Consider the following 26,687-nt stretch of genomic DNA (forward strand, 5'->3'; position numbering starts at 1 on the left):
TTTGGTTTTTCCTGATAATTTAGCTGATAAAGATATATCTATTTATATTCATTGGCCTTTTTGTTTATCAAAATGCCCTTATTGTGATTTTAACTCACATGTTGCTACTACCAAAGTTAATTTTAATAATTGGCAACTAGCTTTTCATAAGTCAATTAAATATTTTGAAACTTTACTAGCTGGTAAAACAATTAAGTCTGTATTTTTTGGTGGAGGAACTCCATCATTAATGGATCCACAGTTAGTATCTAGTATCCTTAATTTACTTTCTAGTTTAGCTAAATTCAGCAAGACAATTGAAGTTACTCTTGAAGCTAATCCAACATCTGTTGAGGCTACAAAGTTTAAATTATTTAGGTTAGCTGGTATAAATAGGGTATCTCTTGGTATACAATCTTTGAGGTTTAATAACTTACAATTTCTTGGTCGGACTCATGATGTAGAATCGGCAAAACAAGCTGCTATTTTAGCGAGAACAATATTTCCTAAATTTTCATTTGATTTAATTTATGCTATGGCTGGGCAAGATATTGAAGCATGGAAAGAAGAATTACAAGAAGCAATGCTAATTGCTGGTGATCATATTTCACTTTATCAATTAACTGTTGAAAAAGGAACTAGGTTTTTTAGTGATTATCTTAAAGGTAAATTTTTGTTACCTAATGATAAAGTGGCAGCTAATCTTTATAATTATACTAACTATTATTTGAAAAATCTTGGTTATTATCGCTATGAAATTTCAAATTATAGTAAAATTGGGGCTGAATGTTATCATAATATAAATTATTGGAATTATGGCAGCTATTTAGGAATAGGACCAGGGGCACATAGTCGTATTGTTTATTATGATCAGAAAACTAGAAAAAAATCAGTTAAAGCCATTACTATGCAGTATAATCCTCAAAAATGGTTAGATTCTGTTCTAATACCTCATGGTAATGGCATTAAAGATTTATATAGTCTAACTAATAAAGAAGTTATTCAGGAAGTCATAATAATGGGTCTACGTCTATCTACAGGTATATCACAAGATAGACTATTAGAATTAACTGAGTATAATTTTCAACAAGCGCTAAACATGGAATACATTCAACAGTTACAAGATACTGGCTATATTATTATGAATAATAATATCATAAAACTAACAAGCAAGGCAATGATGGTGTATAACTATATAGTTAATAAAATAATTCCAGATAAATGAATATTTTTGTCTTACATAAGGATTCACAAATTGCAGCAGAAATGCTTTGTGATAAGCACATAGTAAAAATGCCATTAGAAACTGCTCAGCTATTATGTAGTGTATTTTTAGTAGCATTAAGCAATTCTAATTCCTTAGTTAGCACTACAAATTGTGATATTATAGTACCATATAAGCTTACTCATTGTAATCATCCTTGTTCTATATGGGCTAGGAGCTCACGAGGAAATTTTAATTGGTTAAGGAAGCATGGTCGGGCTTTGTGTAAAGAATATACTTATCGATATAAAAAAAAACATAAATCAGAAACTGTAATAGATTGGTGTGATAGTAATAAGGATGTATTAATTTTTCAAATAGATGAAATACAGGATTTTGTACAAGCATTACCAGAACACTACAAGTGTAGTGATGCTGTAAGTGCTTATAGAGAATATTACTTACATGAAAAATTAAGATTTGCTAGATGGGAAAAATGTAGAAAAGCACCAAATTGGATTACAATATAGCTTGATTATCGATAGCTTTTAAATAGCTTCATGGAGAATAAAAATTTGGAAGATTTTGCACTGATTTTCAATCTAAAGATTAAACTTATGATCTATAAATATATACAGCTCAATATTACACTTAGTTAAACAGATGATCTATGCTTTTTTTTATAGCAATGTGTGTTTGTGCTAATTTATTTATAATACACTTAGCATGTGTTTTACTAAGAAACTATAGATTTCTAATCTTTTTCCATGATTTTCTCTATAATCTTTGCGTTGTAATAACATTTACAAGAGTGAGTTGGATTATCAATAGTTATACGCTGAGCTTGATTAAACTACTCCTTTAATGCTTTGATGTTTTGTGATCATGGTCCTACTTACTTATCAACGTAGAAGTAGAGTAATTGAGCTTATGATTTAACTTATACTACTACGCTATTTATCAGCTTGCCATATGTTATTCTGCATTATAAACTTGTTAACTTATGCTTTAATCAGGTTTGTCCTAATATCATAGGAAGGATACTACTATCATAACTCATCTAGCATTTGCTATCTTTTCAAAAGATCTATTTTGGAATTATTAATCCATTTGTTGTTAATGTTGGCGAAATTATTTCTCAAAACAAGGATGTTATATATTTCTTCACAGGTACTCTTTAAATATATAACATTGTCTAATGAAAAAGGTTGAAAGTCATATTCAATATAAAGAAGAAGAAAAGTTAACTTTCATTAACTTTTACACTTTATAGAACCTACTATTAACTTGTGTTAATTTTTATTAATTTTTCAATATTCAGCCTTAACTGTAATTAAATTTGCAAAATTTGTCAATATTATAAAAAAATTAATGCAAAAGGTCGAATATAAGGAGAATAAAAATTTAGGAAATTTAGCGCTAATTTTAAATTCAGAACAAGTCCTCTTTTGATCTCTATAAACTGTGTTTTCATTCGGAGTCTACTTAGTAATCTATTTGTAAACTTTAATGCTATTGAAATTACTATATAATTGATATTATTAATAAATACTGTGGTTAATAACTGATCAAATAATTATGCTTGTTTTATAGCAATTTTTTTATATTAATTCATTCATAATACATCTGAATTGAAAAACGCTTGATTTACCCTTAGGTTGTATGCGTTTCTTAATCATTAGTTTAACTTCTGAATTAAAAATTAGCGCTAAATTTCCTAAATTTGTATTCTCCTTATATTCGACCTTTTGCATTAATTTTTTTGTAATATTGACAAATTTTGCAAATTTAATTACAGTTAAGGTTGAATATTGAAAAATTAATAAAAGTTAACACAAGTTAATAGTAGGTTCTATAAAGTGCGAAAGTTAACAAAAATTAACTTCCCTTCTTCTTTAGATTGAATATGACTTTCAACCTTTTTCACTAGGATATGATCTCTGTAGGCTTATTGTATGTAATTTCTCCTTTTATTTCTTGAAGGATTAGCTTAACAAAGGTTAGTCCTAATCCCAGTGCGTTATCTTGATTCTAATCCTTAAGGTACTATTTATTTTTTCTTCTACACTTGTTCCATTATCATGAATTGTGAGTTGTAGTATTTTGTCTGGTATTACACTTAATTTTAGTATTTGTTTTGTAAGCTTTGGAAAGTCTCATTCTACTAAATATTGAAGTAATAATTGTACATTTTTTTGATACTTTTCGTTTTTCATATTAAGTTTTTAATCTCTAGAGAACATTATCTAACCCTAAATCTCAGATAACATCAGGTATACAGCAATAATTTTATCAGTACATGCTTTCTTGTAATATTAAAATTTTGCATAATATTAAACACTGATGCGAAATTATCGCATTTATAAAGGTAGTTAGATTGACTATTAGGATAGTCTACTTTGCAGAAAAGTACAAAATAAGTTATCTAAACATTATCGAACAAAATACTTAACAAATTTTAAAATATAATTAAAAATAGTTTCATTTTATTAAGAAATTAACTTGACTCTGAATCGAGATATACTATATTAATTTTTATTGTTTATTTAGAAAATGAGTATCAGCGAGTGGTTTAATGGGGCTATTATCTTAAACTAATAAATAGTCTGTAATATGAATCCACATACTAAAACAAAACAACAAACTGTTAGCTCTTTTGACAGATATTGTGATAAAAAATCTGACTTTAAATCTTGTCCAAAAGCTACAAGTTTTTTCCGTAGCATGTTTGAGAAGTTCAATTACTCAGAAGATAATTTTGATTATGTGTTTGATTACTTTAAAAATCCAGACAACTTAACAAAATTTAATGAACTAATTGAACCAGTTAAAATTCAGGTTAGTAGTATTCGTAGCATAATATTACTTCAAAATATTAATCATGATAAATTAGTTACTTTGCAAGTAGTACTGCAACAATTATTGCTCAACGTAGAAAAATTAGAAACATTAAAAACATTAGGGATAAAATTTTCTAATATCTCCTGTATATTAAGTGGTACAGGAAATAATGCTCCAAAGGCTTTGGGAGAATTATTAAAGGCAATAGATGCTACAAAAAAATATTAGAAAAATTAAAAATACCATTTTCTAGTATCTCAGGTATATTAGGTGGTGCAAGAAAAGATGCCCCAAAGGCTTTTGAAGAATTATTAAAAGCAATAGATGCTAACAAAAAAATATTAGAAAAATTAAAAATACCATTTTCTAATATCTCAGGTATATTACATAAGATAGGAAAAAATGCCCCAAAGGCTTTTGAAGAATTATTAAAAGCAATAGATGCTAACAAAAAAATATTAGAAAAATTAAAAATACCATTTTCTAATATCGCCAGTATATTACATGGTGCAGGAAAAAATGCCCCAAAGGCTTTTGAAGAATTATTAAAAGCAATAGATGCTAACAAAAAAATATTAGAAAAATTAAAAATACCATTTTCTAATATCTCAGGTATATTAGCTGGTGCAATAAATAATGCCCCAAAGGCTTTTGAAGAATTATTAAAAGCAATAGATGCTAACAAAAAAATATTAGAAAAATTAAAAATACCATTTTCTAATATCTCAGGTATATTACATAAGATAGGAAAAAATACCCCGAAGGTTTTTGAAGAATTATTAAAAGCAATAGATGCTAACAAAAAAATATTAGAAAAATTAAAAATACCATTTTCTAATATCTCAGGTATATTAAATGGTGCAGGAAATAATGCCCCGAAGGCTTTTGAAGAATTATTAAAAGCAATAGATGCTAACAAAAAAATATTAGAAACATCAGGAATAAAATTTTCTAATATCTCCAATATATTACATGGTGCAGGAAAAAATGCCCCAAAGGCTTTTGAAGAATTATTAAAAGCAATAGATGCTAACAAAGAAATATTAGAAACATCAGGAATAAAATTTTCTAATATCGCCAGTATATTAAATGGTGCAGGAAATAATGCCCCGAAGGCTTTTGAAGAATTATTAAAAGCAATAGATGCTAACAAAGAAATATTAGAAACATCAGGAATAAAATTTTCTAATATCGCCAGTATATTAAATGGTGCAGGAAAAAATGCCCCAAAGGCTTTTGAAGAATTATTGAAAGCAATAGATGCTAACAAAGAAATATTAGAAACATCAGGAATAAAATTTTCTAATATCGCCAGTATATTAAATGGTGCAGGAAAAAATGCCCCAAAGGCTTTTGAAGAATTATTGAAAGCAATAGATGCTAACAAAGAAATATTAAGAACGTTACATCCTGATGTCCTCGATAAATTACGTAGTGAAGGAAAATATATTCCAAAGGCTTTGGAAAAATTATTAAAGCAAAACCCTTGTATACTAAAAGATGATTATGATACTGCTATCGAGGAAAGCACTAGTAGTCAAACTAACATAATATATGTAATATATGCTGCACCAGATACAGATGTTGTTAACAACCAACCTTGCTTTACTGAAGCAAACGAAGGTTACCATAATGACAGCATTCAAGAGCTGCAAGTAGCCCAAGTTAGTCATGAAAATGCTATACAATATGAAGAACAGTTAGATCAGCAAGATTATAACTATGATAATTTAACTACATCAAGTGAAATTGTTAGTAATGAATATTATAATCAGATAGCAATGGTGAATAATGTAGCAGAATCTGCTAATCATAATATACCAATAATCAGCAACGATTTGCAGACGACCATAATATTCCGTGATCACAAAGAGATATCTAATGATCCTGATATATCGCAACTATTAGACGATATTTACAAAGATAGTGGAGTAAAAAGAAAATTAGATCAGTCAGAAGATTTTCATGTGCAGAAACATCATTGTAATTATGATAACTTATCAAGTAATACATTAGAAGATCCAGAAACCATAGGTGTTAATAATAAAGATGATTATGATACTGCTATCGAGGAAAGCACTAGTAGTCAAACTAACATAATATATGCTGCGCTAGATACAAATGTTGTTAACAACCAACCTTGCTTTACTGAAGCAAACGAAGGCTACCATGATGACAGCATTCAAGAGCTGCAAGTAGCCCAAGTTAGTCATGAAAATGCTATACAACATGAATATTATAATCAGATAGCAATGGTGAATAATGTAGCAGAATCTGCTAATCATAATATACCAATAATCAACAACGATTTGCAGCAGACGACCATAATATTCCGTGATCACAAAGAGATATTTGATGATCCTAATATATCGCAACTATTAGATGATATTCACAAAGGTAGTGGAGTAAAAAGAAAGTTAGATCAGTCAGAAGATTTTTACGGGCAGAAACATCATTGTAATTATGATAACTTATCAAGTAATACATTAGAAGATCCAGAAATCATAGGTGTTAATAATATGTATGATTAAATCTTACATTTATTGTATAGATTTAATTTAGTATTTTAGGCAAGAGTAAGCTATGCAATAAAAAGTTGTAAATAACACATTAAAAACACATATAAAAAAAGCTCTGTAACAGTTATTATTACTGGTATTAATGCTTATTTTCTGCTATAATCTGTAGCAGAGATATTTATAAGTAAAAATTGTGTCAGTAGCAACTGCTAATAAGCTTTTCCTGCATTGGGTTGGTAGTAAAAGGAGAATTATTAATACATTATTAGAGCATCTTACTTCAGGCTCATACTATAATTAAACCTGGTGGAGGTGCTTTTCAAGTTAAGCATCTTTTTAAAAAATGTTTTTTGTCTGATATTAATCTTGATTTAATTACCAGCTATCACGCTGTAAAAAAAGAATCCAGAAGAGGTTAATAGATTACTGAATCTATATCACGAAACCCATTCAGAAAATTATTACTATAGAATAAATTATTATAGTAATGACCCTAGATATAACGGCAAAATTTATGTCCCTGAAAATTCTTTCGCGTTGAAGCAAAAATTTTTTGCTGGTAAGGCTTCTTCTTTGCCTTTTTTACTATACTCTGAAAATTTTTAATAAGTTTTATACACGGAGTATTACGCCATTTAAGATTATTTTTAATTGTTGTCCTATTTTCAACCTCAATAAAACCAGCGTCTCTTAATTTTACTAGGCATTACCTAACCCTGCGTTGACGAACATTTAACTTATCCTCAAAAAAAAGCTTATAACTCTCCTGTAATTCCTCTATATTGTTGTTATAATAGCGCTGCAGTCTAAATACTATGAATGATAGGAGTTGTTTAGAGGTTTTGCTTAAAGCTTTTCTATTATCTCCAATCAGATCCTTCCACTCTGCTGGTAAAAAATTATGTCATTATTGGCACTGTTATTTTTAGTAAAATTACAACTATTGGTTAAAATATTGCGTACTATATGCTGCACTTTTTGCCTCCAAAAATACAGCTATAGCAGGTAGTTTTAGAATATTTTTATAAATTATTCTAAAATTGTTATCAAAAGGTCAAATATAGGGAGCATAATCATTCTTATGCAAAACATATTTTTATCTTCATACTGATTCTATCTGCCTTACAAGACCAGTTTTTCTATAGGCAATATTAAGATATAAATAAAACTAATAGATCTAGAGAAGTTTGTACCTCAAACCCTTATCTTACCGTTAAGTACTAAGTGTATGCAATACAAAGTACAAATATACTTCTTGCTCCAGCACTTTTTAAAATTTTGCTGCATAAATTAACTGTTGTTCCAGTTGTAACAACATCATCTAGCAATATTATTTTTTTGTTTTTTATAATTTCTGGGTTATTAATTTTAAAACTTCCATTAATATTTTTAATACGATCTTTTTTGGCTAATTTAGTCTGAGATTTAGTCCATTTATATTTGATCAATACGTTAGATTTCATAGGTAAATTAGCAACATTAGATAAATATTTACCTAAAACCTGTGCTTGATTATAACCACGTAATAAAAGTTTAAATCTATGTATAGGTACTGGTATTATGTAATCTGCAGTTAAAATATCGCTTTGATAGCGTATATACAGTAATTGTGCTATCATCATTGCAATTAAAGGCTTATTATAATACTTGAAAGCATGAATAAAAAATTTGCTATTCTTGTCAAAAATCAATAACGCTCTTGCTAATTTATAATTAGGTTCAATATAATAACATTTAAGACAGATTATACTACCACCGTAATCATAAGGTAGGGTTTTGCCGCATTTTTGACAAAATGGTAAAGTAACAAAGTTAATTTTGTTCCAGCAAGTTGAACATAATCCAGCTGGTAGAGAACTCTGAATAAGATGTAAGCATGTTAAGCACTTTTTTGGAAAAAAATAATCCAATAGTATTATTAACAAATAGGTAATTATTTTTGACCAATATCTAATTAAAAAGAGCATTATTTAATTGAATTTTATGAAACTCATCCATACTTACATAATGTAATACATGTCCATTAATGGATTGATTTCTAAACCAAGTCAATTGCCTTTTAGCATATTGTCTAATTTTCTGCTGAGCTATAGTTATAGCTTCATCAATAGTTAGTTTACCATTAAGATATGATATTATCTCATTAATACCTAGTGCTTTTTTAGCTGAAATGCTAATGTAGTCATAATAAGGTTTTATTTTAGCTATTTCTTCTATCAATTCTCCTTTAGTGGCTAGCTTAGAAAATCTTTGATTACAATTCTGATATAAAAGTTGTCTATCTGGTAATAGTATTAACTTCTTTACATTGAATTCTTTAAGTGGAGAAACTAGCTTAGAATTATAGTAACTAAAAATTGATCTATTAGTTTGTAACATAACTTCATAGGCTCTAATCATTCGTTGAGAATCATTTGAGCTAATATAGAATTTGGAAATAGGATCTAAATCTACCAATTTTTGATAAAATTCTTGTTTACTTAATTTTTGATAAAGATTTTGTACTTGATCACGAATCTCACAGGTTATCTCAGGAATATAATGAATACCATAAACCAGCGCCTTAATATACATTCCACTGCCACCAACAATTATTATTTTTTTTTTAAGTACATTTATGACACTTCTGATAGCTTGACAAGCTTCTTGTACATACTGTGCTACTGAATATTTCCTGTTTGTTAAGCTTTTAATTACAGTTTTTTGTAGGTATTCATTACAATTAGAATTTATAACTTTAGAACTATTATTGTTGAAAAAATATTCAACTGCCTTGGAAGAGAAAATTGATATGTAATTATATAAATAGTGATCAATCTGCTGTTTTTCTATAATAGTAGGAGAAGCTGTAATTATTGGAATTTCCTTATATATTTGCATTGAATCAGCATTAATAATAACTCCATTAAATTTATAAGCTAATAACATCGCTAGCTCAGATTTGCCACTTGCTGTAGGACCAGTAACTATAAATATATCTGTCATTATTGATTATGTAGATTTAGTACTGTAAAATTCTAATTCAAGATTTAGTATAATACATTCAGAAATTTTTTCAGTTTAAAATAATAGATGGTTTTCAATATTCTAAAATGTTGAAAATTTTGATAATTTTTTTAATCTTGTATTAAAATATCTTTTTATCCTTTGTAAACTATTTTATTCACAATTTACCTCTCTAAAATTCTATATCTAATTTGTCCTAATCCAAAATTGAGGTCATAAAGGGGAAATAATAATTATTATAATAAGAAAAACAATCACAAGTTCAAGCCACTACTTATGGTATATGTGTAAGTTATTTTACTATAAAGTTTATATATTTAGTGCAAAGTTATTTATATAAAATTTTCTTTTTTTTTTACAGTTGCCTGTTGTGTAAAGTATGAAGTTCGATATTTTATGTTTAGTGATTTTATATAATAATTAGTACTATGTAGGCTATTTTTAGCCATTATTCTTTTTGGCGTGTTAAATAAAACCATATTTAGTAGTTTTTGAGTTTCAGAATGCATAAGTTCAATTTTAACCTTTGTTACACCTTGACGTTTAAATCCTAATAATTCTGCACTGTAACTTGATACATCTAAAATTCTATGTTTCGCAAATGGACCACGATCATTTACCATTAGAATTAAAGTGCGATTATTTTGCAGATTAGTTACTCTTATTATACTTGGCATAGGTAATATCTGATGAGCTGCTGTCAAATAAAGCGAATTAAAAGTATCAGAATTTGCAGTTTTACAATTTCCGCTCTTGCAATTATACCAAGATGCATAACCAACCTGCTGAAAATTTTTTGAAACTCGCTTAGGAATATATACTTTTCCATTTTTTTTATAAGGTTTACCTACCTTATAATGCCCCTCAGACATTATTGGTAATTTGACCTTATTAATTCGTATAGTTGAATTATTTTGGGCTGTAGTGTTTGTAGAAAAAGTAATACATAGTAATATACTTACAATAATCAAAACAAAAAGTCGCATATTTGCTTTTTTGATAAGACTATAACTTTAATTTCTATTATGAAAGAATTAAAAAAATACTAAATATATTCTAGTAAATGTTTTAATAAACACCTTACTAACTAAATTTGTTAATAGTGTTTATTTTTCTTAAAGTTTGTATCAAATATAGCATTACGTATATACAAAAAGTTATTAATGATGCATATGCTAGCTTAAAAAGCCAATCTTTAAGTAATATTTCTAAAACCTTATTAACTGAAAACCTATTCAACAAAGCAGTAGAAACAATTGCGCTATCAATTGGTGCCGCTATAGTAGCACTAATAAAGTTACTAACTAAAAACGACAATGCAAACTTTCTATGCAGAATATTGAATATATATGTGCTACAAAACAAGGACGTAATAATTGCTAAATAAGACCCTAAAAATAGAATATTAATGTTATACCAATTCAATGCAACATTTCCTAGCACACACAGGGCAACGATACCAATCGTGTTAGCTGTATGATATTTTGCTATAAGATTAGTTATCAAGACTGACAATACAAATAAGAACGAGCAAATTATCAGCTTATTGGTAATATTCAATCCTAAGATACAAGTAAATAATCCTACTGGTAAAATTTGTGGCAACATAATTTTCTCCAAAAAATTGTTGATAACAATTTCATTGTCATTGTTATCATTAGATATACCTCAAAAATTATATTCTTGCAATATAGAATAGTTATACTTATATTATAGCTTATTCTTATAGGGCATGGTTTGTATGAGTATATTTAGAAAAAAGTACTTTGATTTAACTAAATCTAAAAATAATAGCAATAATTTCAAAAAAAGCTTTAATGCATTTGATCTAGTATTGTTAGGTCTTGGCGCTATTATCGGTACTGGAGTATTTTCTCTGACTGGTATGGTAGCTGCTCAACATTCTGGCCCTGCAGTAACAATATCTTATATTATAGCTGGAATTGTTTGTATGTTAGTAGCGCTAGCATATACTGAGCTTGCAGTTATGATTCCTACATCTGGTAGCATTTATACTTATTCTTATGTAGCACTTGGTGAAATCTTTGCTTGGATAATGGGTAGTGTAATAATTCTAGAATTAACATTTGGAGCCGCTACAGTTGCAGCTAGTTGGTCAGCATATACTCAAGGTATATTAGAAGCAGGAGGAATAATTATACCTAAAACTTATGCAACAACTCCATTTGAAGGTGGGATTATAAATTTACCTGCAGTATTGATAGTTGCCTTTGTTAGCTTTGTTTTATATTTAGGAACCCGTGATAGCAAGAGATTAAATGTAATCTTAGTTATTATAAAACTTTTATCAGTAGGAATTTTTATAATAGTTTCAGCTCCGCATTTTCAATCAAAGAATTGGGACAATTTTATGCCTTTTAAACTAAATAGCACTTTAGTTGGGGCATCAATTCTGTTTTTTGCATTTACTGGGTTTAGTGTGTTAGCTACAGCTGCTGAGGAGTGTAAAAATCCTACAAAAGATTTAACAGTTGGAATTATAGGTTCGCTAGTAATTTCAACAATAGTTTATGTTATTATTGCTGGATTGCTAACTGGTATAGCTCCATTTGATCAGCTTGACAATGCTCAACCTTTAGCTTATGCTTTAAAGCTTAATGGTAGTACTATTGGTTCAGCTATAGTTGCTGTAGGAGCAGTTAGTGGTATGACTACAGTTTTAATGTTAAATATTTATGGGCAGTCAAGAATATTCTTTGCAATTGCTAGAGATGGCTTATTACCAGGGATATTTCAAAAAGTGCATCCTAAATATGATAGTCCATATGTTGCTATTTTGTTTTTCTCTCTAGTAGTAGCACTAATTGGGGGTTTTTTTCCTTATCAAACAATAGCACAATTATCAAGCATGGGCGCCCTTATTGATTACATAGTAGTATCTATAATAGTAATGCTGCTTAGAATTAAAATGCCTGATGCTGTTAGAACATTTAAGTGTCCTGCTGTATTTGTTATTGCTCCAGTATCAGTAGTATCTTGTATTTATCTATTGTTTAAGCAAATTCTTGATGAACATGGTAATTTGCTTGATACTGGAAGAATAATTATTGTTTGGATACTGATAGTATTAGTATTATATTTTATCTTCTATTATATAAAACAAAATTGTCAAACATCAGTTTGTCAGAGTCAAAACAATGAATTAAATAAATAGGGCGATTAGCTCAGTTGGTTAGAGCATTACGTTGACGTCGTAAGGGTCAGTGGTTCAAATCCTCTATCGCCCACCAAGAGACATTGTTATTGTACTAGCAGTTTTAACTAGCAATTCTAATTATACAACAACCAGTGATCTTAGAAAAAAATTTTTTGCTAATGACTCTCCAAAGTGCTCATCAAACAATATGTTGCTTAGTTAATTTTCAAAATATAATTTAAATAAATTTATTAAAAAACTTTTGTTATAGCAGGCATATTATGAAATATTTTACACAATTCAAGACGGAGCTATTGCAAGAATAGTTGTATAACTGTAAAAATAATAGCTATAATAATATCTTGTTATAATTATATTGGAATTTTTATTCCATAGAATAGAGAGCACTAACTATAATCAATGTGAAAAACTTTAATAAAAACTAACAAAATAGTACTAAAATACTAACTATGAGTTACAAGTATAAGTTAATAGTGTGCTTATTAATTTTTAGAGAATTAAAACTAATGTGGAAGTTATGTGAACGGAATGCATTGCAAAAAAAAAGCAAGAATCTATTTCCCATATTTTTTTATACCAGTGATTAATTTTAATAGCCTTTATCACCAAAATACTTTATTTCTAAAAACTGCTTTAAATAACAGGTAGCAATTAATTGTAGAGTATATATGCTAAGCTAGCAACTTTATTAAGATTACAAGCCGTTATTAAGTAAAAAATATTTAATAGTTTTTTGGCTTTGAGTGCAGTAAAACAGTATTATAAAGGTATATTAAGATCAGATTTGTATAATTGTAAATAGCTCATATAAAAATATTTAAAGTTGCCGCAAGGAAAAGAAAGATTGATGATATATAATAATAATACTATTGTTAGAATCTGTGAATAGTCTATTTTAGTAGTTCTAATGTTATTTAAATACACTATTAATCGATTGATTATTACTACTTACCAAGCCATCTACCTAATCATTTCTAATTCAAAACTGATGTTTATATGAAAAATTGATTTAAAATTCTTTATGTTAAATTTAAGCATATAATCTCAATAAGCCTTCGCAAAGCTTATTGACTAAAAAGCAAGGTAATGGTATAAGGAATAAATGAAAGTTAAAATAAAGCAAGTTTATAAATTTAAAGAGTTATCATTTCTACCTACTTATTCTACAAGTGGTAGTGCAGGTATGGATTTATATGCTGCAATAGCTAATTCTATAATAATTAAGCCTCATGAAACTGCCATTATTCCTACTGGTATTGCTATTTCGTTACCTCATGGGTATGAGGCGCAGGTTCGTTCTAGATCTGGCCTTGCTAGTAAGTTTAGTGTAATAGTGTTAAATTCACCAGGTACTATTGATTCAGATTATCGTGGAGAAGTAAAGGTTATTATGATCAACCTAGGACAAAATGAGTTTCAAGTAACTCCAGCTATGCGAATCGCTCAAATGATAATAACTAAATATGAAGTTATTAGTTGGAAATTAGTAGATGATTTAGATGAAACAGAAAGAGGGGAGAAAGGATTTGGTTCTAGTGGATGGAAATAAAACTATATTTAGAAACTTTAGTTGGAAGATTTAATAACACAATATTTAAAAGTTTAGGTAGTTTATCTAGGAATTCTAAAATGCATAAGATAAATAATGTTGCTGTACTTTATGCAAAAATTTTATTTGAAAAAGCAATGAAGCTTAGTATTATAAGCAAAGTCAAGCAAGACTTAAAGTCATTAAATAAATTTAATCAAATTTTGGAAAAGCACAACATTTCTTTGCAACTCATTTCTTTGAGGCAAACTAATCTAATAGACTTTATATCCAGTATATATCAATTTAATTCTTTAACTCATCTACTCCTAAAGCTTCTTCAGAATAAAAACAGGCTTGACTATTTGTCAAGTATAATTATAGAATTTAATGCCCAGGTTAGAAACTACGAAGGTATAACTTTAGGATATCTTATTACTGCTGTTAAATGGTCTAGATCTGCAATCAACGACGCTAAAACTATATTTGAGCGTAAGCTAAAGAGGAAATTTGTTTTATCTAATATAGTAGATAAGTCAATTACAGGAGGAGTAATATTAAGATACGACAATTATGAATATGATTTTTCTATACTTGGAGCCATAAACAGGATAAAATCCAGAATCAAGTCAAACTATCAAATAATATAAAAAAAAAGAATTATTTTTAAAAAGATAGGTATTAAATGCAACTAAAAGCCTCAGAGGTTTATGAAGCGTTAAAGAAACAACTAGAAGATTTTGATGAATTATCAGAATTATCTGAAGTAGGATATGTAATATCTATTAGTGATGGTATTGCTAAAGTTTATGGTCTTAGTAATGCTTATTTGGGTGAAGTTTTACAATTTTCTGTAGGTACTAGAGGTATAGTTTTTAGTTTAAAGGAGAATTTAATAGAAGTAGTAGTTATTGGTAATGACAACCAGATTAAGCAAGGAAGTCAAGTAAAGCGTACTAAGTCAGCACTTAGAATACCTACAGGAAAAGAGTTGCTAGGAAGGGTGGTTAATGCTTTAGGTGATCCTATAGATGGCAAGGGAGAATTTATTAATCCTACATATTCAGATATTGAAGTTAATGCTCCAAGTGTCATGTGTCGAGATAGTGTTAATGAGCCTATGTACACTGGTATTAAGGCTATTGATGCTTTAATACCTATTGGTAAAGGACAAAGAGAACTAATTATTGGTGATAGACAAACAGGAAAAACAGCAATCGCTATTGATGTCATTTTAAATCAAAGAAGATTTCATCTTCTAAATCAAGAAAACGAAAAAATTTATTGTATTTATGTAGCAATTGGACAAAAGCGTTCGACAGTTGCTCATTTGGTTAAAAAATTACAAGAAGCAGGTGCAATGGCTTATACTATAGTTGTAGTATCTAGTGCATCAGACTCAGCCTCATTACAATATTTAGCCCCTTATACTGGTTGCACTATGGGGGAGTTTTTTAGAAATAATGGTATGCATGCTCTAGTTATCTATGATGATTTAAGCAAGCATGCTATAGCTTATAGACAAATATCATTATTATTAAGAAGGCCTCCAGCTCGAGAAGCTTATCCAGGCGATGTGTTTTATCTTCACTCTAGATTATTAGAAAGAGCTGCAAAATTAAATAAAGCTAATGGTGGAGGATCATTAACCGCATTGCCTATTGTTGAAACTCAAGATAGCGATGTATCAGCCTATATTCCTACTAATATTATTTCTATTACTGATGGACAAATTTTTCTAGAAAGTGAATTATTTTATAAAGGTATAAGGCCAGCATTAAATATTGGTATCTCTGTTAGTAGAGTTGGAGCTGCTGCTCAAATTGAAGCAATGAAAAATATAGCTGGTACTGTTAAGCTAGAACTTGCTCAATATAATGAAATGGAAGCTTTTTCTCAGTTTGGAGCAGATCTTGATGCTAGCAGTATACAATTAATAGATAGAGGCAGGAGGTTAAGCGAATTGCTAAAGCAGCCTCAATGTTGCCCACTTCCAATTGAAGAACAAATTATTATATTGTTTGCTGGAATAAATGGTTATTTAGATAAGATTACAGTAAGCAAAGTAAAGGAATTTGAATATAGTATGCTTGAATATTTTAGGATTCACCATCAAGATATTATTAATGACATTGCTGGTACAAAAAAGATTACTGAGATTATTAGCAGTAACCTACACCAGCTTTTGCAAAGATTTATTAAAAATAATGAACATAAACTTATATGACAGTTCTTAAACAATTACGAGACAGAATTAAGGCTGTTAGCTCTACTCAAAAAATTACTAAAGCAATGCAATTAATTGCTAGTTCAAGATTTAGAAAGTTTGAAAGCATTATACTTGAAGCTGAAAATTATCTGCAAGTAGCCATAGAAATCTTAGTTGGCGGATTAAATAGTAGTAATTATAGCAATCTAGGAATTAAAGAACAGTTTTTACTTGGAATTGCTAAACAAGATTCTCAAATTAATAATAAAGCAGCAATAATTTTGTTAATAGTACTATCATCTGAACAAGGATTATGCGGTGGTTTTAACAGTACTATATTAAAAGAATTAAGGCGTGATATTAACAACATACAGCTTCAAGGGCATGACTTTAGATTAGTTATATTAGGTAAAAAGGCTTATGATAACTTAAGGCCAGATTTTACAAATAAAATTATTAGTTACAATGATTTGCACCATATTAAAATCTCTACTATAGTAAATCTTCAACAAGAAATACAGAAGTTTGTTATTGAAAATAATAGTGTTAGTATATGCAAAGTGTATTACAATAAATTTATTAATATAGCAAAGCAAAAGTTAGATAAATTAATACTATTTCCAATAACAGATTTACCTTCAAGCAACACAAAACATTATTATGAATTAGAAGGACAGCATCTTATTAGCCAAGCAATAGATTGGTATCTAATAGCAAAACTATTTCACATTGTTACTTTACATAAAGCTAGCGAAGAAATAGCTCGCATAGCTGCTATGGAGGCGGCAACTATTAATGCAAATGATGTCATTGCAAAGTTGACTATACAACTTAATAGGTCAAGACAAGCTGCAGTAACTAAAGAATTAATAGAAGTAATATCAAGCGCTGAAGCTATAACTTAGTATTAGAAAAACAGTATAGCTCTGAGATTTATTGTATATTATAAATTTGTAAATTTGGTTCTGTATTTATTATCTAAGTTATATGATATGCTATTTACTATATTAGCAAGGCACTTGAAGTATTTCAAAGATTTTTACTTCTCACTTGAAATAATAATGTTATTTATATATATGAGATGCAGATTTAAGTTATAAAGAACTTGAAGAGATGGATAGCTAATATTAGCCAAGAAGCAATTGCAAATATAAGGAATCAAGAATTGTATTTTTTTACTAATTATTTGATTATATAATCATAGCTATGAAAGAACTTATGTGATTAGATATAGCTGTGAAATAGAGTAAATACTAACAACTTGGTTACTTGAGTTGAGTAAGTAGAAGACACTTTAAATTAGGTAAAGAAAGAATCTCATAAAATTATATAACAGCTCTATATTGTTTTGTAGGTAATTTTATAGAAGAATCATATCAATGGATTAATAGCTCATAACACTTGATAGAATCTTGTTGTTTAAATAGGTCTCAACAAGTTATCGGATAAATAATAGTTATAGATTACTATTGTTGATACTATCTATCAAGGTTTGCATAGCGTTTTCTATTTTTAATCATAGCTGTAATGCTTATTATTACTCTTTCTATATAGTTTAACCTATTCCATATATCATATTAAGATGCTGCATTGAGCATTAACTTATGCCTGTAACTCTTTTATTTTCCATATTTTTTATTGAACTAATGTGATTTAATAACCTAAGCTTTGAATTAGAATAGTTAGGTATAATATTTAGAGAAGGCACAATATAAAAATTGTTTAATGATAAAGCTTCAAAAAATATATAAAGCGTAAAAGTTAATAAAAATCAACTTTAATGCTTTATAGAACTTACTATTAACTTATGTTAACTTTTATAATTAATATTTAATGATTTTAACTATAACTATATTTGTAATATTGATCAATATTACAGATATAATTTTGCTATATAGCAAAAAGATAGGACCATATCCAGATTTATCTGTTAGAGAAGCGAGAAAGATAGCAATAAATTACAGATATTAATATTAATCTGAGGGAAATAAGACGTAAACAAAAAATATATGGAAAAAAATAAGAAGCGTATAAAAGAAGGAGAAAATAGCTAATTAGATGAATTAAAGAGCTGTATAATAAGTATAGCAAATATTATATATACCGTGAGTTAGAAAGAATACGTAATTATGCATTATTTAGGCATACAATTTTGTAGCTGCAGAAATAAATATATGCTAACTTTTCCTAATTCTGTTATCAGTTATCTTTGCTCTGCCAATATCAACATCTATTGCTAAACCAATTAGGAATTAATATATGGCATTATTACGGGATTGTTATAATATCTAAGATTAGCAGCAATCATATCTAATCCAAACAAACTCAGGTTTATATGATTGAACAGTAGCTATTTTAGCTATTGCGTATACATAATTTTAATGTATTATTAAGGCTTAAGATTATTTTATAAAATAATTAATGCGTCCTTAGCTCAGTTGAATAGAGCAATAGACTTCTAATCTGTAGGTCAGAGGTTTGAGTCCTCTAGGACGCGCCAAGTCCAGTCAATATAAATTATTAAATATAGTTCATAGTTAGCATTAAGCTATGATTGTTCTGTAGTTAATCATCTTGTTACTAAAAAAATCAATTGTACATATAATTATATTCTATTACTCCAATTGGAGTGAGGCTGCCAAATATTAGGCTAGTAAATCTTAATTTAAAAATTCTCTAAAGAATATTGAAGATATGAGTAAAATAATTTATAAAGTCTTTGTTTATTTAAAATATATTATTATGGTATTATTCTTAAGATAATTAGCAAATGTAATACCTCGGTATTGTATATTCAAAATATAGCTTCTTATAGAAAGAAAATTTTATGGACTTTTTAACAATTGAAAAAAAATGGCAAAATATTTGGGCGAAGGAGAAAGTATTTAATACAAGTAATAATTTGGACAGGCCTAAATATTATATATTAGAAATGTTTCCTTATCCTTCTGGGAAGATTCATGTAGGACATTTACGCAACTATACAATAGGTGATGTTATTGCAAGATTTAAGCATTCTCAAGGTTATAATATATTACATCCTATGGGTTGGGATGCATTTGGATTGCCAGCTGAAAATGCTGCTATGCAAAATAATACTCACCCCAATCATTGGGTCAATAAAAATATTGAAACTATGAAAAGCCAGCTCAAAGCAATTGGATTATTTTATGATTGGAATCGCGAAGTAATCACCTGCTCTCCTGAATATTATGTTTATGAACAGAAATTTTTTCTTGAAATGATGAAAAAAGGACTTGTTTATCAGAAAGAATCATTAGTTAATTGGGATCCAGTTGATCAAACAGTGCTTGCTAATGAGCAGGTAGTTAACGGCAGAGGATGGCGATCTGGAGCAGTAATTGAATATCGTAATTTAAAACAATGGTTTATTAAAATCACTAATTATGCTGATGCTCTACTGAATGGACTTGATAAGTTAATAAGTTGGCCAGAAAGTGTAAAGACAATGCAAAAAAAGTGGATTGGTAAATCTACAGGGGTTAACATAGATTTTCAGCTTAAGGGAATATGGAGTTCAATCAAAGTTTTTTCAACTAAGCCAGAAACTTTATTTGGAGCTTCTTTTATTGCTTTAAGCTATAACCATCATTTAATACAACAATATGTAAATATTACACCAGAAATTCAAGAATTTTTAGATAAATGCTATAATACTGGAACTTCTAATATTAATTTTGATAAAATGGATAAAATTGCAGTGATAACTAATCTTAAAGTAATTCATCCACTTAATCACAGTATAGAATTGCCAGTTATTATTAGCAATTTTGTATTAACAGATTACGGTACTGGTGCACTATTTGGCTGTCCTGCTCATGATGAACGAGATCATATTGTTGCAAAATTATTGAAGTTAAATATTAAACAAGTAATCACTTCAACTGAGCAAAATATTGATGTATTTCAAACGCCATATGTAGGAGAAGGAATAATGATTAACTCATTTCATTTAAACGGGTTAACTACTATTCAAGCTCGGCAGAGTATCATTAATGAGCTCCAACAAAAAGGTATAGGTCAATCTGTTATAAATTATAAATTAAAAGATTGGGGAATTTCACGGCAAAGATTTTGGGGGTGTCCAATTCCAATTATACACTGTCAAAATTGTGGAATAGTATCAGTACCTGATGAAGATTTACCAGTAACATTACCAGAACAAGATGTTGAATTTACTGGAAAAGGCAATCCATTAGATAATCACCCAACTTGGAAATATGTTAAATGTCCTCAATGTTCTTCAAATGCTGTTCGAGAAACAGATACATTTGATACTTTCTTTGAATCATCTTGGTACTTTGCTAGATTTTGTAATCCTACAAGCAATGTAATGGTTGATTTTGAGGCTGCAAAATACTGGCTACCTGTAGATCAATATATTGGTGGTATTGAGCATGCAATAATGCATTTACTCTATGCTAGATTCATAACTATGGTAATGTATGATTTTAACTATATAGATGTTCAAGAACCTTTTACATCTCTGATAACGCAAGGTATGGTATTACATAGAACTTATAAAAATCAAAATAATAATTGGTTATATCCAGATGAAATTGAGATTAATGAGAAAGGAAAATTAGTGTGCAAATCAAATTCTCAGCCAGTTATAGTAGGCAAGTTAGAAAAGATGAGCAAATCTAAAAAAAATATTGTTGATTTAGAATCAATACTCAAATTATATGGCGCTGATGTAGTTCGTATGTTTGTTTTATCAGACACTCCTCCAGAAAAGGATCTAGAATGGTCAACTGAAGGGATTGAAGGCTGTTATAGATTTCTTCAAAAATTATACAATTTTGCATTAATACTTAAAGGTACAAGCTTAAAGAATAGTAAAAATGATGAAATTTTAAGAAGCAAAACTCATCAAACGATTAAAAATGTTACTCAAGATATTGCAAATTGTAGACTAAATAAAGCTATAGCTAGATTAAGAGAATTATATAATCTCGTGTCAAAGATATCAGAGTTAACAATTCAGGTAAGAGAAAGTTTTTTAATTTTAATAAAACTATTTAACCCATTTATTCCTCATTTATCAGAGGAAATATGGAGCATATTCTTTGAAGGAGAAATGCTTATTCAAGCATCATGGCCTAAATACAATGAAGAATATATTCATGAAGAGCATGTTAATATTGCAATACAGATTAATGGTAAGTTTAGGGCATTATATAACTGTATGATTGATACTTCAGAACAAGAGGTTCAATCTGCAGCTTTAAAATTAGAGCAAGTAAAAAAATATCTTGCTAATCAACAAATAAAAAAATGTATTTTTATTCCTAATAAGTTGATTAATATAATTATATAACATGCTAGATGATAAACAGTGAAATTTACATCTTATAATATTGCTACATTATGGCCTGCTATTAAGAAAGGAAATATTAGAGCTGCAATAATTTATGGTAATGATCAGGGATTAATTAACCATCGCTGCCAAGAAATTACTAAGTTGCTTGATGCTAATATCAGAACATATGATTATCAAGAGCTTACAGTAGCTGATTTTTCTTTTATATTGAACTCTAGCAATTTGTTTTCTAAACATGAAATAGTAAAAATATATAATGCTCCTAGTAATATTAATATAGCACTGAAAGAAGCTTTAGCATTTAACAATAAAAACTTTTTAATAATCTTAGGCAGTGAATTTTCAACTTCTTCTACAATTAGACAATGGTTTGAAACCCAAAAATATCTTGCTGCATTAGGATGCTATACAGAAAGTAGCAAAGATATGCATCAGTTACTATTAAAAACTATTAACCAAGCAGGCAAAGATATTACTGCAGAAGCGGCAGCCAATTTTTCTAAAACTATTTATGGTAATAAGGATTTTTATATTAATGAAATTAATAAGCTCATACTATATTGTCATGATTGTGATACTATTAGTAACCAAGATGTAAATAAATGCATTAGTACAGAAATCCTTGGAACAGCTGATCTTATGTTTATATATTTTGCTAAGGGATTAGCAATAAGTTTCTTTAAAGAAGTGGAAAAGCTAAAGAATAATAACATACCAGATGTTTGGATATTAAGAGCACTAGTTAGATACTATATTAACCTCTATGTTGTTCTAATGAAAAAAGAAAATGGAGTTAAAATTGATCAAGCTATTAAATCAATTCATCCACCTATATTTTTTAAATATGCTCAAGATTTTCAACTAATAGCACAAACTAAAACATTACATGAAGTATTACATACATTAAATATATTATATATGGCAGAATTATCAGTTAAAACAACCAATCATTATACTAATAACAGTGCAACAATTTTTCTGCAAATCAGTCATAAGTTGCATTTAAATTTAATAAATTAATATGATTTGCTACAAAAAAACATATATAATAGTTGATTGTTAGTTAATAATTTGATATCTAATGATTCAAGCGGTTGTGGCGGAACCGGTAGACGCACAGCATTGAGGGTGCTGTTCCTAGTCAATCAGGAGTGGAAGTTCGAGTCTTCTCAGCCGCACCATTCCTTATCTTACAAAGTAAGTAAAGATTTTTATGGTAAGTCAAGATAGTTGTAACAATATAGCGCTTTCTCAAAGCTCTAGGGATTACAATAAGATTTACAATTTAATCATGCACAATGATCTTGCTGAAGTTAAGCTTAAGCTGCAAGATATGCATTATGCAGATTTTGTTGAACTTTTTGACCAAGCCCCTGTTAAGCTTCATAAAAAAATCCTTGATTTAGCACCTGATGATCTTAAAAAACAGGCATTGGAAGGACTAAGCTATGATAGTAGAATCTCTATTGTAAAAATATTAGGATTTCAAAAAACTGCTAGTTTACTAAAGGAACTTGAAACTCAAGATATTATAGGATTTATTGAAGATCTTGATGATGACATAATACAAAATATTATAATTCATCTTAGCACCGATAAGAAAAAGCATGTTATAGAAGGGTTAACTTATCCAGAAAATACAGCTGGCAGAGTAATGGAAAAGCAATATGTCAGCTTGCCAGAGCATTGGACTGTTGCTCAATCGATTAACTATGTTGCATCTGATAATACTAGTAAAAATTTTTATGCTGCCATTGTCGTAGATACAAAACAACGTCCCGTTGGTAACTTACCGTTATTTAAATTATTAAAATGTGCTTCTGATTGCTTAATTAATCAGGTTATGAATACCAATATAAAAGTAGATACTCTTACTGACTTAAATGAAGTATCATACATATTTAAGCATTATGAACTAACAATTGTACCTGTTGTTAGCAAAATAGGGAAACTAGTTGGGACTATTTCCATAAATAACATGCTATATATTCTTGAAGAACAGGCTGAAGAAGATATTATGCATCTTGCTGGGGTGCAAAAATATAGTCTTTTTGCTAATGTATTTAGCGCCGCAAAACATCGTCTACCATGGTTATTTTTTAATTTTATTACTGCTTTATCAGTTGCACAAACTATTACTCACTTTGAAGAAACTATCAGTAAATACATATTACTTGCTTCTACAATGCCTGTTATTGCCTCTATGGGAGGGAATACTGGGACTCAAGTTATGACTATTACTGTTAGAGCATTAACAAACAAATATATTAACTATTCTAACTTTTTTAAGGTTTTTATAAGAGAAATATTAATTTGCAGTTTTAATGGATTCCTGTTAGCATTAACAAGTTTTTTATGTATGATGATTATGCACAAAATCTTAATTTTAGTATTGCTTTTAGTGCAACAGTAGTAATTAATACTATTATTGCTGGTACATTAGGTTTTATCATCCCTATAACCCTACATAGTCTAAAATTAGATCCAGCAGCAGGATCTACAGTATTTTTAACAGCATTAACTGATTTTATAGGTTATATCACACTTTTATATATAGCATACTTATTTTTAGTATAAGAAAACTTTTAATTTGTATTTCTTTTCAAAAAAACTAAATTATATATTTACAATTAAATTCTAACTATCTTTACTACAGTTAGTATGTGTTTTACTAAATATCATTGTCTATAGGTAAAATTAGTCTTGTAAGGCAGATAGAATCAGTATGAAGATGAAAAATTTTGCATAAGAATGATTATGCCCCCTATATTCGACCTTTTGAATAAAAAAAATTTTAGAATAATTTATAAAAATATTCTAAAATCACTGCTATAGCTGTATTTTTGGAGGCGCAAAATGCAACATACAGTATACGATATTATAATGATTGTAATATTGCTAAAAATAACAGTAGCAATAATGGTACAATTTTTTTTTCCGTTTTATTGGAAATTTTATTCCCTCAGAATAGAGAAAGTTAACAGGAGATAATGGAAAAAACCTTAAGTAAAACATCTAAACAACTCCTTATCATTGATAGTATACAGGCTATAGATCTATTACAATAAAGATATAGAGGAATTACAGGAGAGTTATTACTTTTATTAAGGTTATTAGGACTTCGGCACAGAAGGGTTAGACAATGCTTAGTAGAATTACAAGATGCAGGTTTTATTGAACTTCATAATAGAACAATAATTAAAAATAATCTTAAGTGGCGTAATACTCCATGTGTCATACCCTAGTGAAAAAGGTTGAAAGTCATATTCAATCTAAAGAAGAAGAAAAGTTAATTTTTGTTAACTTTCGCACTTTATAGAACCTGCTATTAACTTGTGTTAACTTTTATTAATTTTTGTAATTAATATTCAACCTTAACTGTAATTAAATTTGCAAAATTTGTCAATATTATAAAAAAATTAATGCAAAAGGTCGAATATAAGGAGAATAAAATTTAGGAAATTTAGCACTAATTTTTAATTCAGAAGTTGAACTAATGATCAAGAAACGCATACAACCTAAGGGTAAATCAAGCGTTTTTCAATTCAGATGTATTATGAATGAATTAATATAAAAAAATTGCTATAAAACAAGCATAATTATTTGATCAGTTATTTAACCACAGTGTAATATTTATTAATAATATACATAAATTATATAGTAATTATGTCTTCAATAGTATTAAAGTTTACAAATAGATTACTAAGTAAAATAGAGACTCCGAGTGAAAACACAGTTTATAGAGATGAAAATGAAAGAGGACTTGTTTTAAGAGTGTAATATTGTCTATAGGTAAAACTGGTCTTGTAAGGCAGATAAAATCAGTATGAAGATAAAAATAGGTTTTGCATAAGAATAATTATGCTCCCTATATTCGACCTTTTGAATCAAAATTTTAGAATAATTTATAAAAAATTATTTTCTAAAACTACCTGCTATAGCTGTATTTTTGGAGGCAAAAAGTGCAACATATAGTACGCGATATTTTAACCAATGATTGTAATTTTACTAAAAATAACAGTGCCAATAATGACACAATTTTTTACCATTTTATTGGAAATTTTATACCAGCAGAGTGGAAGGATCTGATTGGAGATAATAAAAAAGCTTTAAGTAAAACCTCTAAACAACTCCTATCATTCATAGTATTTAGACTGCAGCGCTATTATAACAACGATATAGAGGAATTACAGGAGAGTTATAAGCTTTTTGAGGATAAGTTAAATGTTGGTCAACGCAGGGTTAGACAATGCCTAGTAGAATTAAGAGACGCTGGTTTTATTGAGGTTGAAAATAGGACAACAATTAAAAATAATCTTAAATGGCGTAATATTCCATGTGTCATACCCTAGTGAAAAAGGTTGAAAGTCATATTCAATCTAAAAAGAAGAAAAGTTAATTTTTGTTAACTTTCGCACTTTATAGAACCTGCTATTAACTTGTGTTAACTTTTATTAATTTTTGTAATTAATATTCAACCTTAACTGTAATTAAATTTGCAAAATTTGTCAATATTATAAAAAAATTAATGCAAAAGGTCGAATATAAGGAGAATAAAATTTAGGAATTTAGCCTAATTTTTAATTCAGAAGTTGAACTAATGATCAAGAAACGCATACAACCTAAGGGTAAATCAAGCGTTTTTCAATTCAGATGTATTATGAATGAATTAATATAAAAAAATTGCTATAAAACAAGCATAATTATTTGATCAGTTATTTAACTACAGTGTAATATTTATTAATAATATACATAAATTATATAGTAATTATGTCTTCAATAGTATTAAAGTTTACAAATAGATTACTAAGTAAAATAGACACTCCAAATGAAAAAATAACAATAGTTTATAGAGATGAAACTGAAAGAGGACTTGTTT

At 28.4% G+C, this 26,687-nt stretch carries 19 protein-coding genes, 3 tRNA genes and 2 pseudogenes; 19 read left to right on the top strand and 5 right to left on the bottom strand.

Going from position 1 to position 26,687, the window contains the following annotated elements:
• Nucleotide 1: 1 nt before the first annotated feature.
• From hemW to OCHUTO_RS01225, 3 genes are all read left to right on the top strand, one after another.
• Complete coding sequence (hemW, locus tag OCHUTO_RS01215; protein ID WP_045797051.1) at nucleotides 2-1,204, top strand: radical SAM family heme chaperone HemW; 1,203 nt, start codon at nucleotides 2-4, stop codon at nucleotides 1,202-1,204.
• Nucleotides 1,201-1,713: a pyrimidine dimer DNA glycosylase/endonuclease V gene (locus OCHUTO_RS01220; protein WP_045797052.1), complete on the top strand. Its 513-nt coding sequence runs from the start codon at nucleotides 1,201-1,203 to the stop codon at nucleotides 1,711-1,713. Before hemW ends, OCHUTO_RS01220 begins: the two co-directional genes overlap by 4 nt.
• Before the next feature lie 2,083 nt (nucleotides 1,714-3,796).
• The gene (locus tag OCHUTO_RS01225) at nucleotides 3,797-4,252 is read left to right on the top strand and encodes a hypothetical protein (RefSeq protein WP_045797053.1); all 456 of its coding nucleotides are present in this window, start codon (nucleotides 3,797-3,799) and stop codon (nucleotides 4,250-4,252) included.
• Here the strand turns inward: OCHUTO_RS01225 and OCHUTO_RS01230 are convergent.
• On the bottom strand, nucleotides 4,236-5,411 hold the full coding sequence (locus OCHUTO_RS01230; protein ID WP_156961261.1) for a hypothetical protein: 1,176 nt from the start codon (nucleotides 5,409-5,411) through the stop codon (nucleotides 4,236-4,238). The genes OCHUTO_RS01225 and OCHUTO_RS01230 overlap by 17 nt on opposite strands.
• On the opposite strand from OCHUTO_RS01230, the gene OCHUTO_RS01235 reads away from it, so the two are divergent.
• Nucleotides 5,389-6,555, top strand: coding sequence for a hypothetical protein (locus OCHUTO_RS01235; protein WP_156961262.1), 1,167 nt, complete (start codon nucleotides 5,389-5,391; stop codon nucleotides 6,553-6,555). The two genes, OCHUTO_RS01230 and OCHUTO_RS01235, sit on opposite strands and share 23 nt — an antisense overlap.
• 181 nt (nucleotides 6,556-6,736) lie before the next feature.
• A pseudogene (locus OCHUTO_RS05715) lies at nucleotides 6,737-7,066 on the top strand (DNA adenine methylase); the annotation flags it as partial.
• Nucleotides 7,067-7,763: 697 nt separating this feature from the next.
• Here OCHUTO_RS05715 and OCHUTO_RS01240 read toward each other — a convergent pair.
• The 4 genes from OCHUTO_RS01240 to OCHUTO_RS01255 form a co-directional block, all read right to left on the bottom strand.
• Nucleotides 7,764-8,468, bottom strand: coding sequence for a ComF family protein (locus OCHUTO_RS01240; RefSeq protein WP_232296915.1), 705 nt, complete (start codon nucleotides 8,466-8,468; stop codon nucleotides 7,764-7,766).
• Between the two features lie 25 nt (nucleotides 8,469-8,493).
• Complete coding sequence (locus OCHUTO_RS01245; protein WP_045797057.1) at nucleotides 8,494-9,528, bottom strand: tRNA (adenosine(37)-N6)-dimethylallyltransferase; 1,035 nt, start codon at nucleotides 9,526-9,528, stop codon at nucleotides 8,494-8,496.
• Between the two features lie 353 nt (nucleotides 9,529-9,881).
• Nucleotides 9,882-10,535, bottom strand: a complete 654-nt coding sequence (locus OCHUTO_RS01250; RefSeq protein ID WP_045797058.1) for a septal ring lytic transglycosylase RlpA family protein — start codon at nucleotides 10,533-10,535, stop codon at nucleotides 9,882-9,884.
• 97 nt (nucleotides 10,536-10,632) lie between these two features.
• Complete coding sequence (locus OCHUTO_RS01255; RefSeq protein ID WP_045797059.1) at nucleotides 10,633-11,157, bottom strand: VUT family protein; 525 nt, start codon at nucleotides 11,155-11,157, stop codon at nucleotides 10,633-10,635.
• Nucleotides 11,158-11,290: 133 nt separating this feature from the next.
• Here OCHUTO_RS01255 and OCHUTO_RS01260 point away from each other — a divergent pair, with 133 nt between their 5' ends.
• The 14 genes and pseudogenes from OCHUTO_RS01260 to OCHUTO_RS01315 all read left to right on the top strand — a co-directional run bounded on the left by OCHUTO_RS01260 (nucleotide 11,291) and on the right by OCHUTO_RS01315 (nucleotide 26,160).
• Entirely contained in the window at nucleotides 11,291-12,724 is a 1,434-nt protein-coding gene (locus OCHUTO_RS01260) for an amino acid permease (protein ID WP_045797060.1), read from the top strand.
• Nucleotides 12,724-12,800, top strand: a tRNA-Val gene (locus tag OCHUTO_RS01265). Before OCHUTO_RS01260 ends, OCHUTO_RS01265 begins: the two co-directional genes overlap by 1 nt.
• Nucleotides 12,774-12,929 (top strand): hypothetical protein, encoded by a 156-nt coding sequence (locus OCHUTO_RS05720; protein WP_156961263.1) that lies wholly within the window; start codon nucleotides 12,774-12,776, stop codon nucleotides 12,927-12,929. Before OCHUTO_RS01265 ends, OCHUTO_RS05720 begins: the two co-directional genes overlap by 27 nt.
• 900 nt (nucleotides 12,930-13,829) lie before the next feature.
• On the top strand, nucleotides 13,830-14,276 hold the full coding sequence (gene dut, locus OCHUTO_RS01270; RefSeq protein ID WP_045797061.1) for a dUTP diphosphatase: 447 nt from the start codon (nucleotides 13,830-13,832) through the stop codon (nucleotides 14,274-14,276).
• An 80-nt stretch (nucleotides 14,277-14,356) separates the two neighbouring features.
• Nucleotides 14,357-14,905: an ATP synthase F1 subunit delta gene (gene atpH, locus OCHUTO_RS01275; RefSeq protein WP_045797070.1), complete on the top strand. Its 549-nt coding sequence runs from the start codon at nucleotides 14,357-14,359 to the stop codon at nucleotides 14,903-14,905.
• A 35-nt stretch (nucleotides 14,906-14,940) separates the two neighbouring features.
• The gene (atpA, locus tag OCHUTO_RS01280) at nucleotides 14,941-16,482 is read left to right on the top strand and encodes a F0F1 ATP synthase subunit alpha (protein ID WP_045797062.1); all 1,542 of its coding nucleotides are present in this window, start codon (nucleotides 14,941-14,943) and stop codon (nucleotides 16,480-16,482) included.
• Complete coding sequence (locus tag OCHUTO_RS01285; protein WP_045797063.1) at nucleotides 16,479-17,369, top strand: F0F1 ATP synthase subunit gamma; 891 nt, start codon at nucleotides 16,479-16,481, stop codon at nucleotides 17,367-17,369. The genes atpA and OCHUTO_RS01285 overlap by 4 nt, the downstream gene beginning before the upstream one ends.
• A 1,518-nt stretch (nucleotides 17,370-18,887) precedes the next feature.
• Nucleotides 18,888-18,964: transfer RNA gene (locus OCHUTO_RS01290), tRNA-Arg, on the top strand.
• 327 nt (nucleotides 18,965-19,291) lie between these two features.
• Nucleotides 19,292-21,805 carry a leucine--tRNA ligase gene (gene leuS / locus OCHUTO_RS01295; RefSeq protein ID WP_045797064.1) on the top strand — a complete coding sequence of 838 codons (2,514 nt, stop codon included), beginning with the start codon at nucleotides 19,292-19,294 and terminating at the stop codon, nucleotides 21,803-21,805.
• Nucleotides 21,806-21,823: 18 nt separating this feature from the next.
• Nucleotides 21,824-22,828 carry a DNA polymerase III subunit delta gene (gene holA, locus OCHUTO_RS01300; RefSeq protein ID WP_045797065.1) on the top strand — a complete coding sequence of 335 codons (1,005 nt, stop codon included), beginning with the start codon at nucleotides 21,824-21,826 and terminating at the stop codon, nucleotides 22,826-22,828.
• 70 nt (nucleotides 22,829-22,898) lie between these two features.
• Nucleotides 22,899-22,989 (top strand) — tRNA-Leu (locus OCHUTO_RS01305).
• Nucleotides 22,990-23,141: 152 nt separating this feature from the next.
• A pseudogene (mgtE, locus tag OCHUTO_RS01310) lies at nucleotides 23,142-24,385 on the top strand (magnesium transporter).
• A gap of 279 nt (nucleotides 24,386-24,664) precedes the next feature.
• Nucleotides 24,665-24,799, top strand: a complete 135-nt coding sequence (locus OCHUTO_RS06755; protein ID WP_269745471.1) for a hypothetical protein — start codon at nucleotides 24,665-24,667, stop codon at nucleotides 24,797-24,799.
• Nucleotides 24,800-25,770: 971 nt separating this feature from the next.
• The gene (locus OCHUTO_RS01315) at nucleotides 25,771-26,160 is read left to right on the top strand and encodes a hypothetical protein (RefSeq protein WP_045797066.1); all 390 of its coding nucleotides are present in this window, start codon (nucleotides 25,771-25,773) and stop codon (nucleotides 26,158-26,160) included.
• The last annotated feature ends 527 nt before the right edge of the window (nucleotides 26,161-26,687 follow it).

Source organism: Orientia chuto str. Dubai (assembly GCF_000964595.1).
In the GTDB taxonomy this organism is placed as follows: domain Bacteria; phylum Pseudomonadota; class Alphaproteobacteria; order Rickettsiales; family Rickettsiaceae; genus Orientia; species Orientia mediorientalis.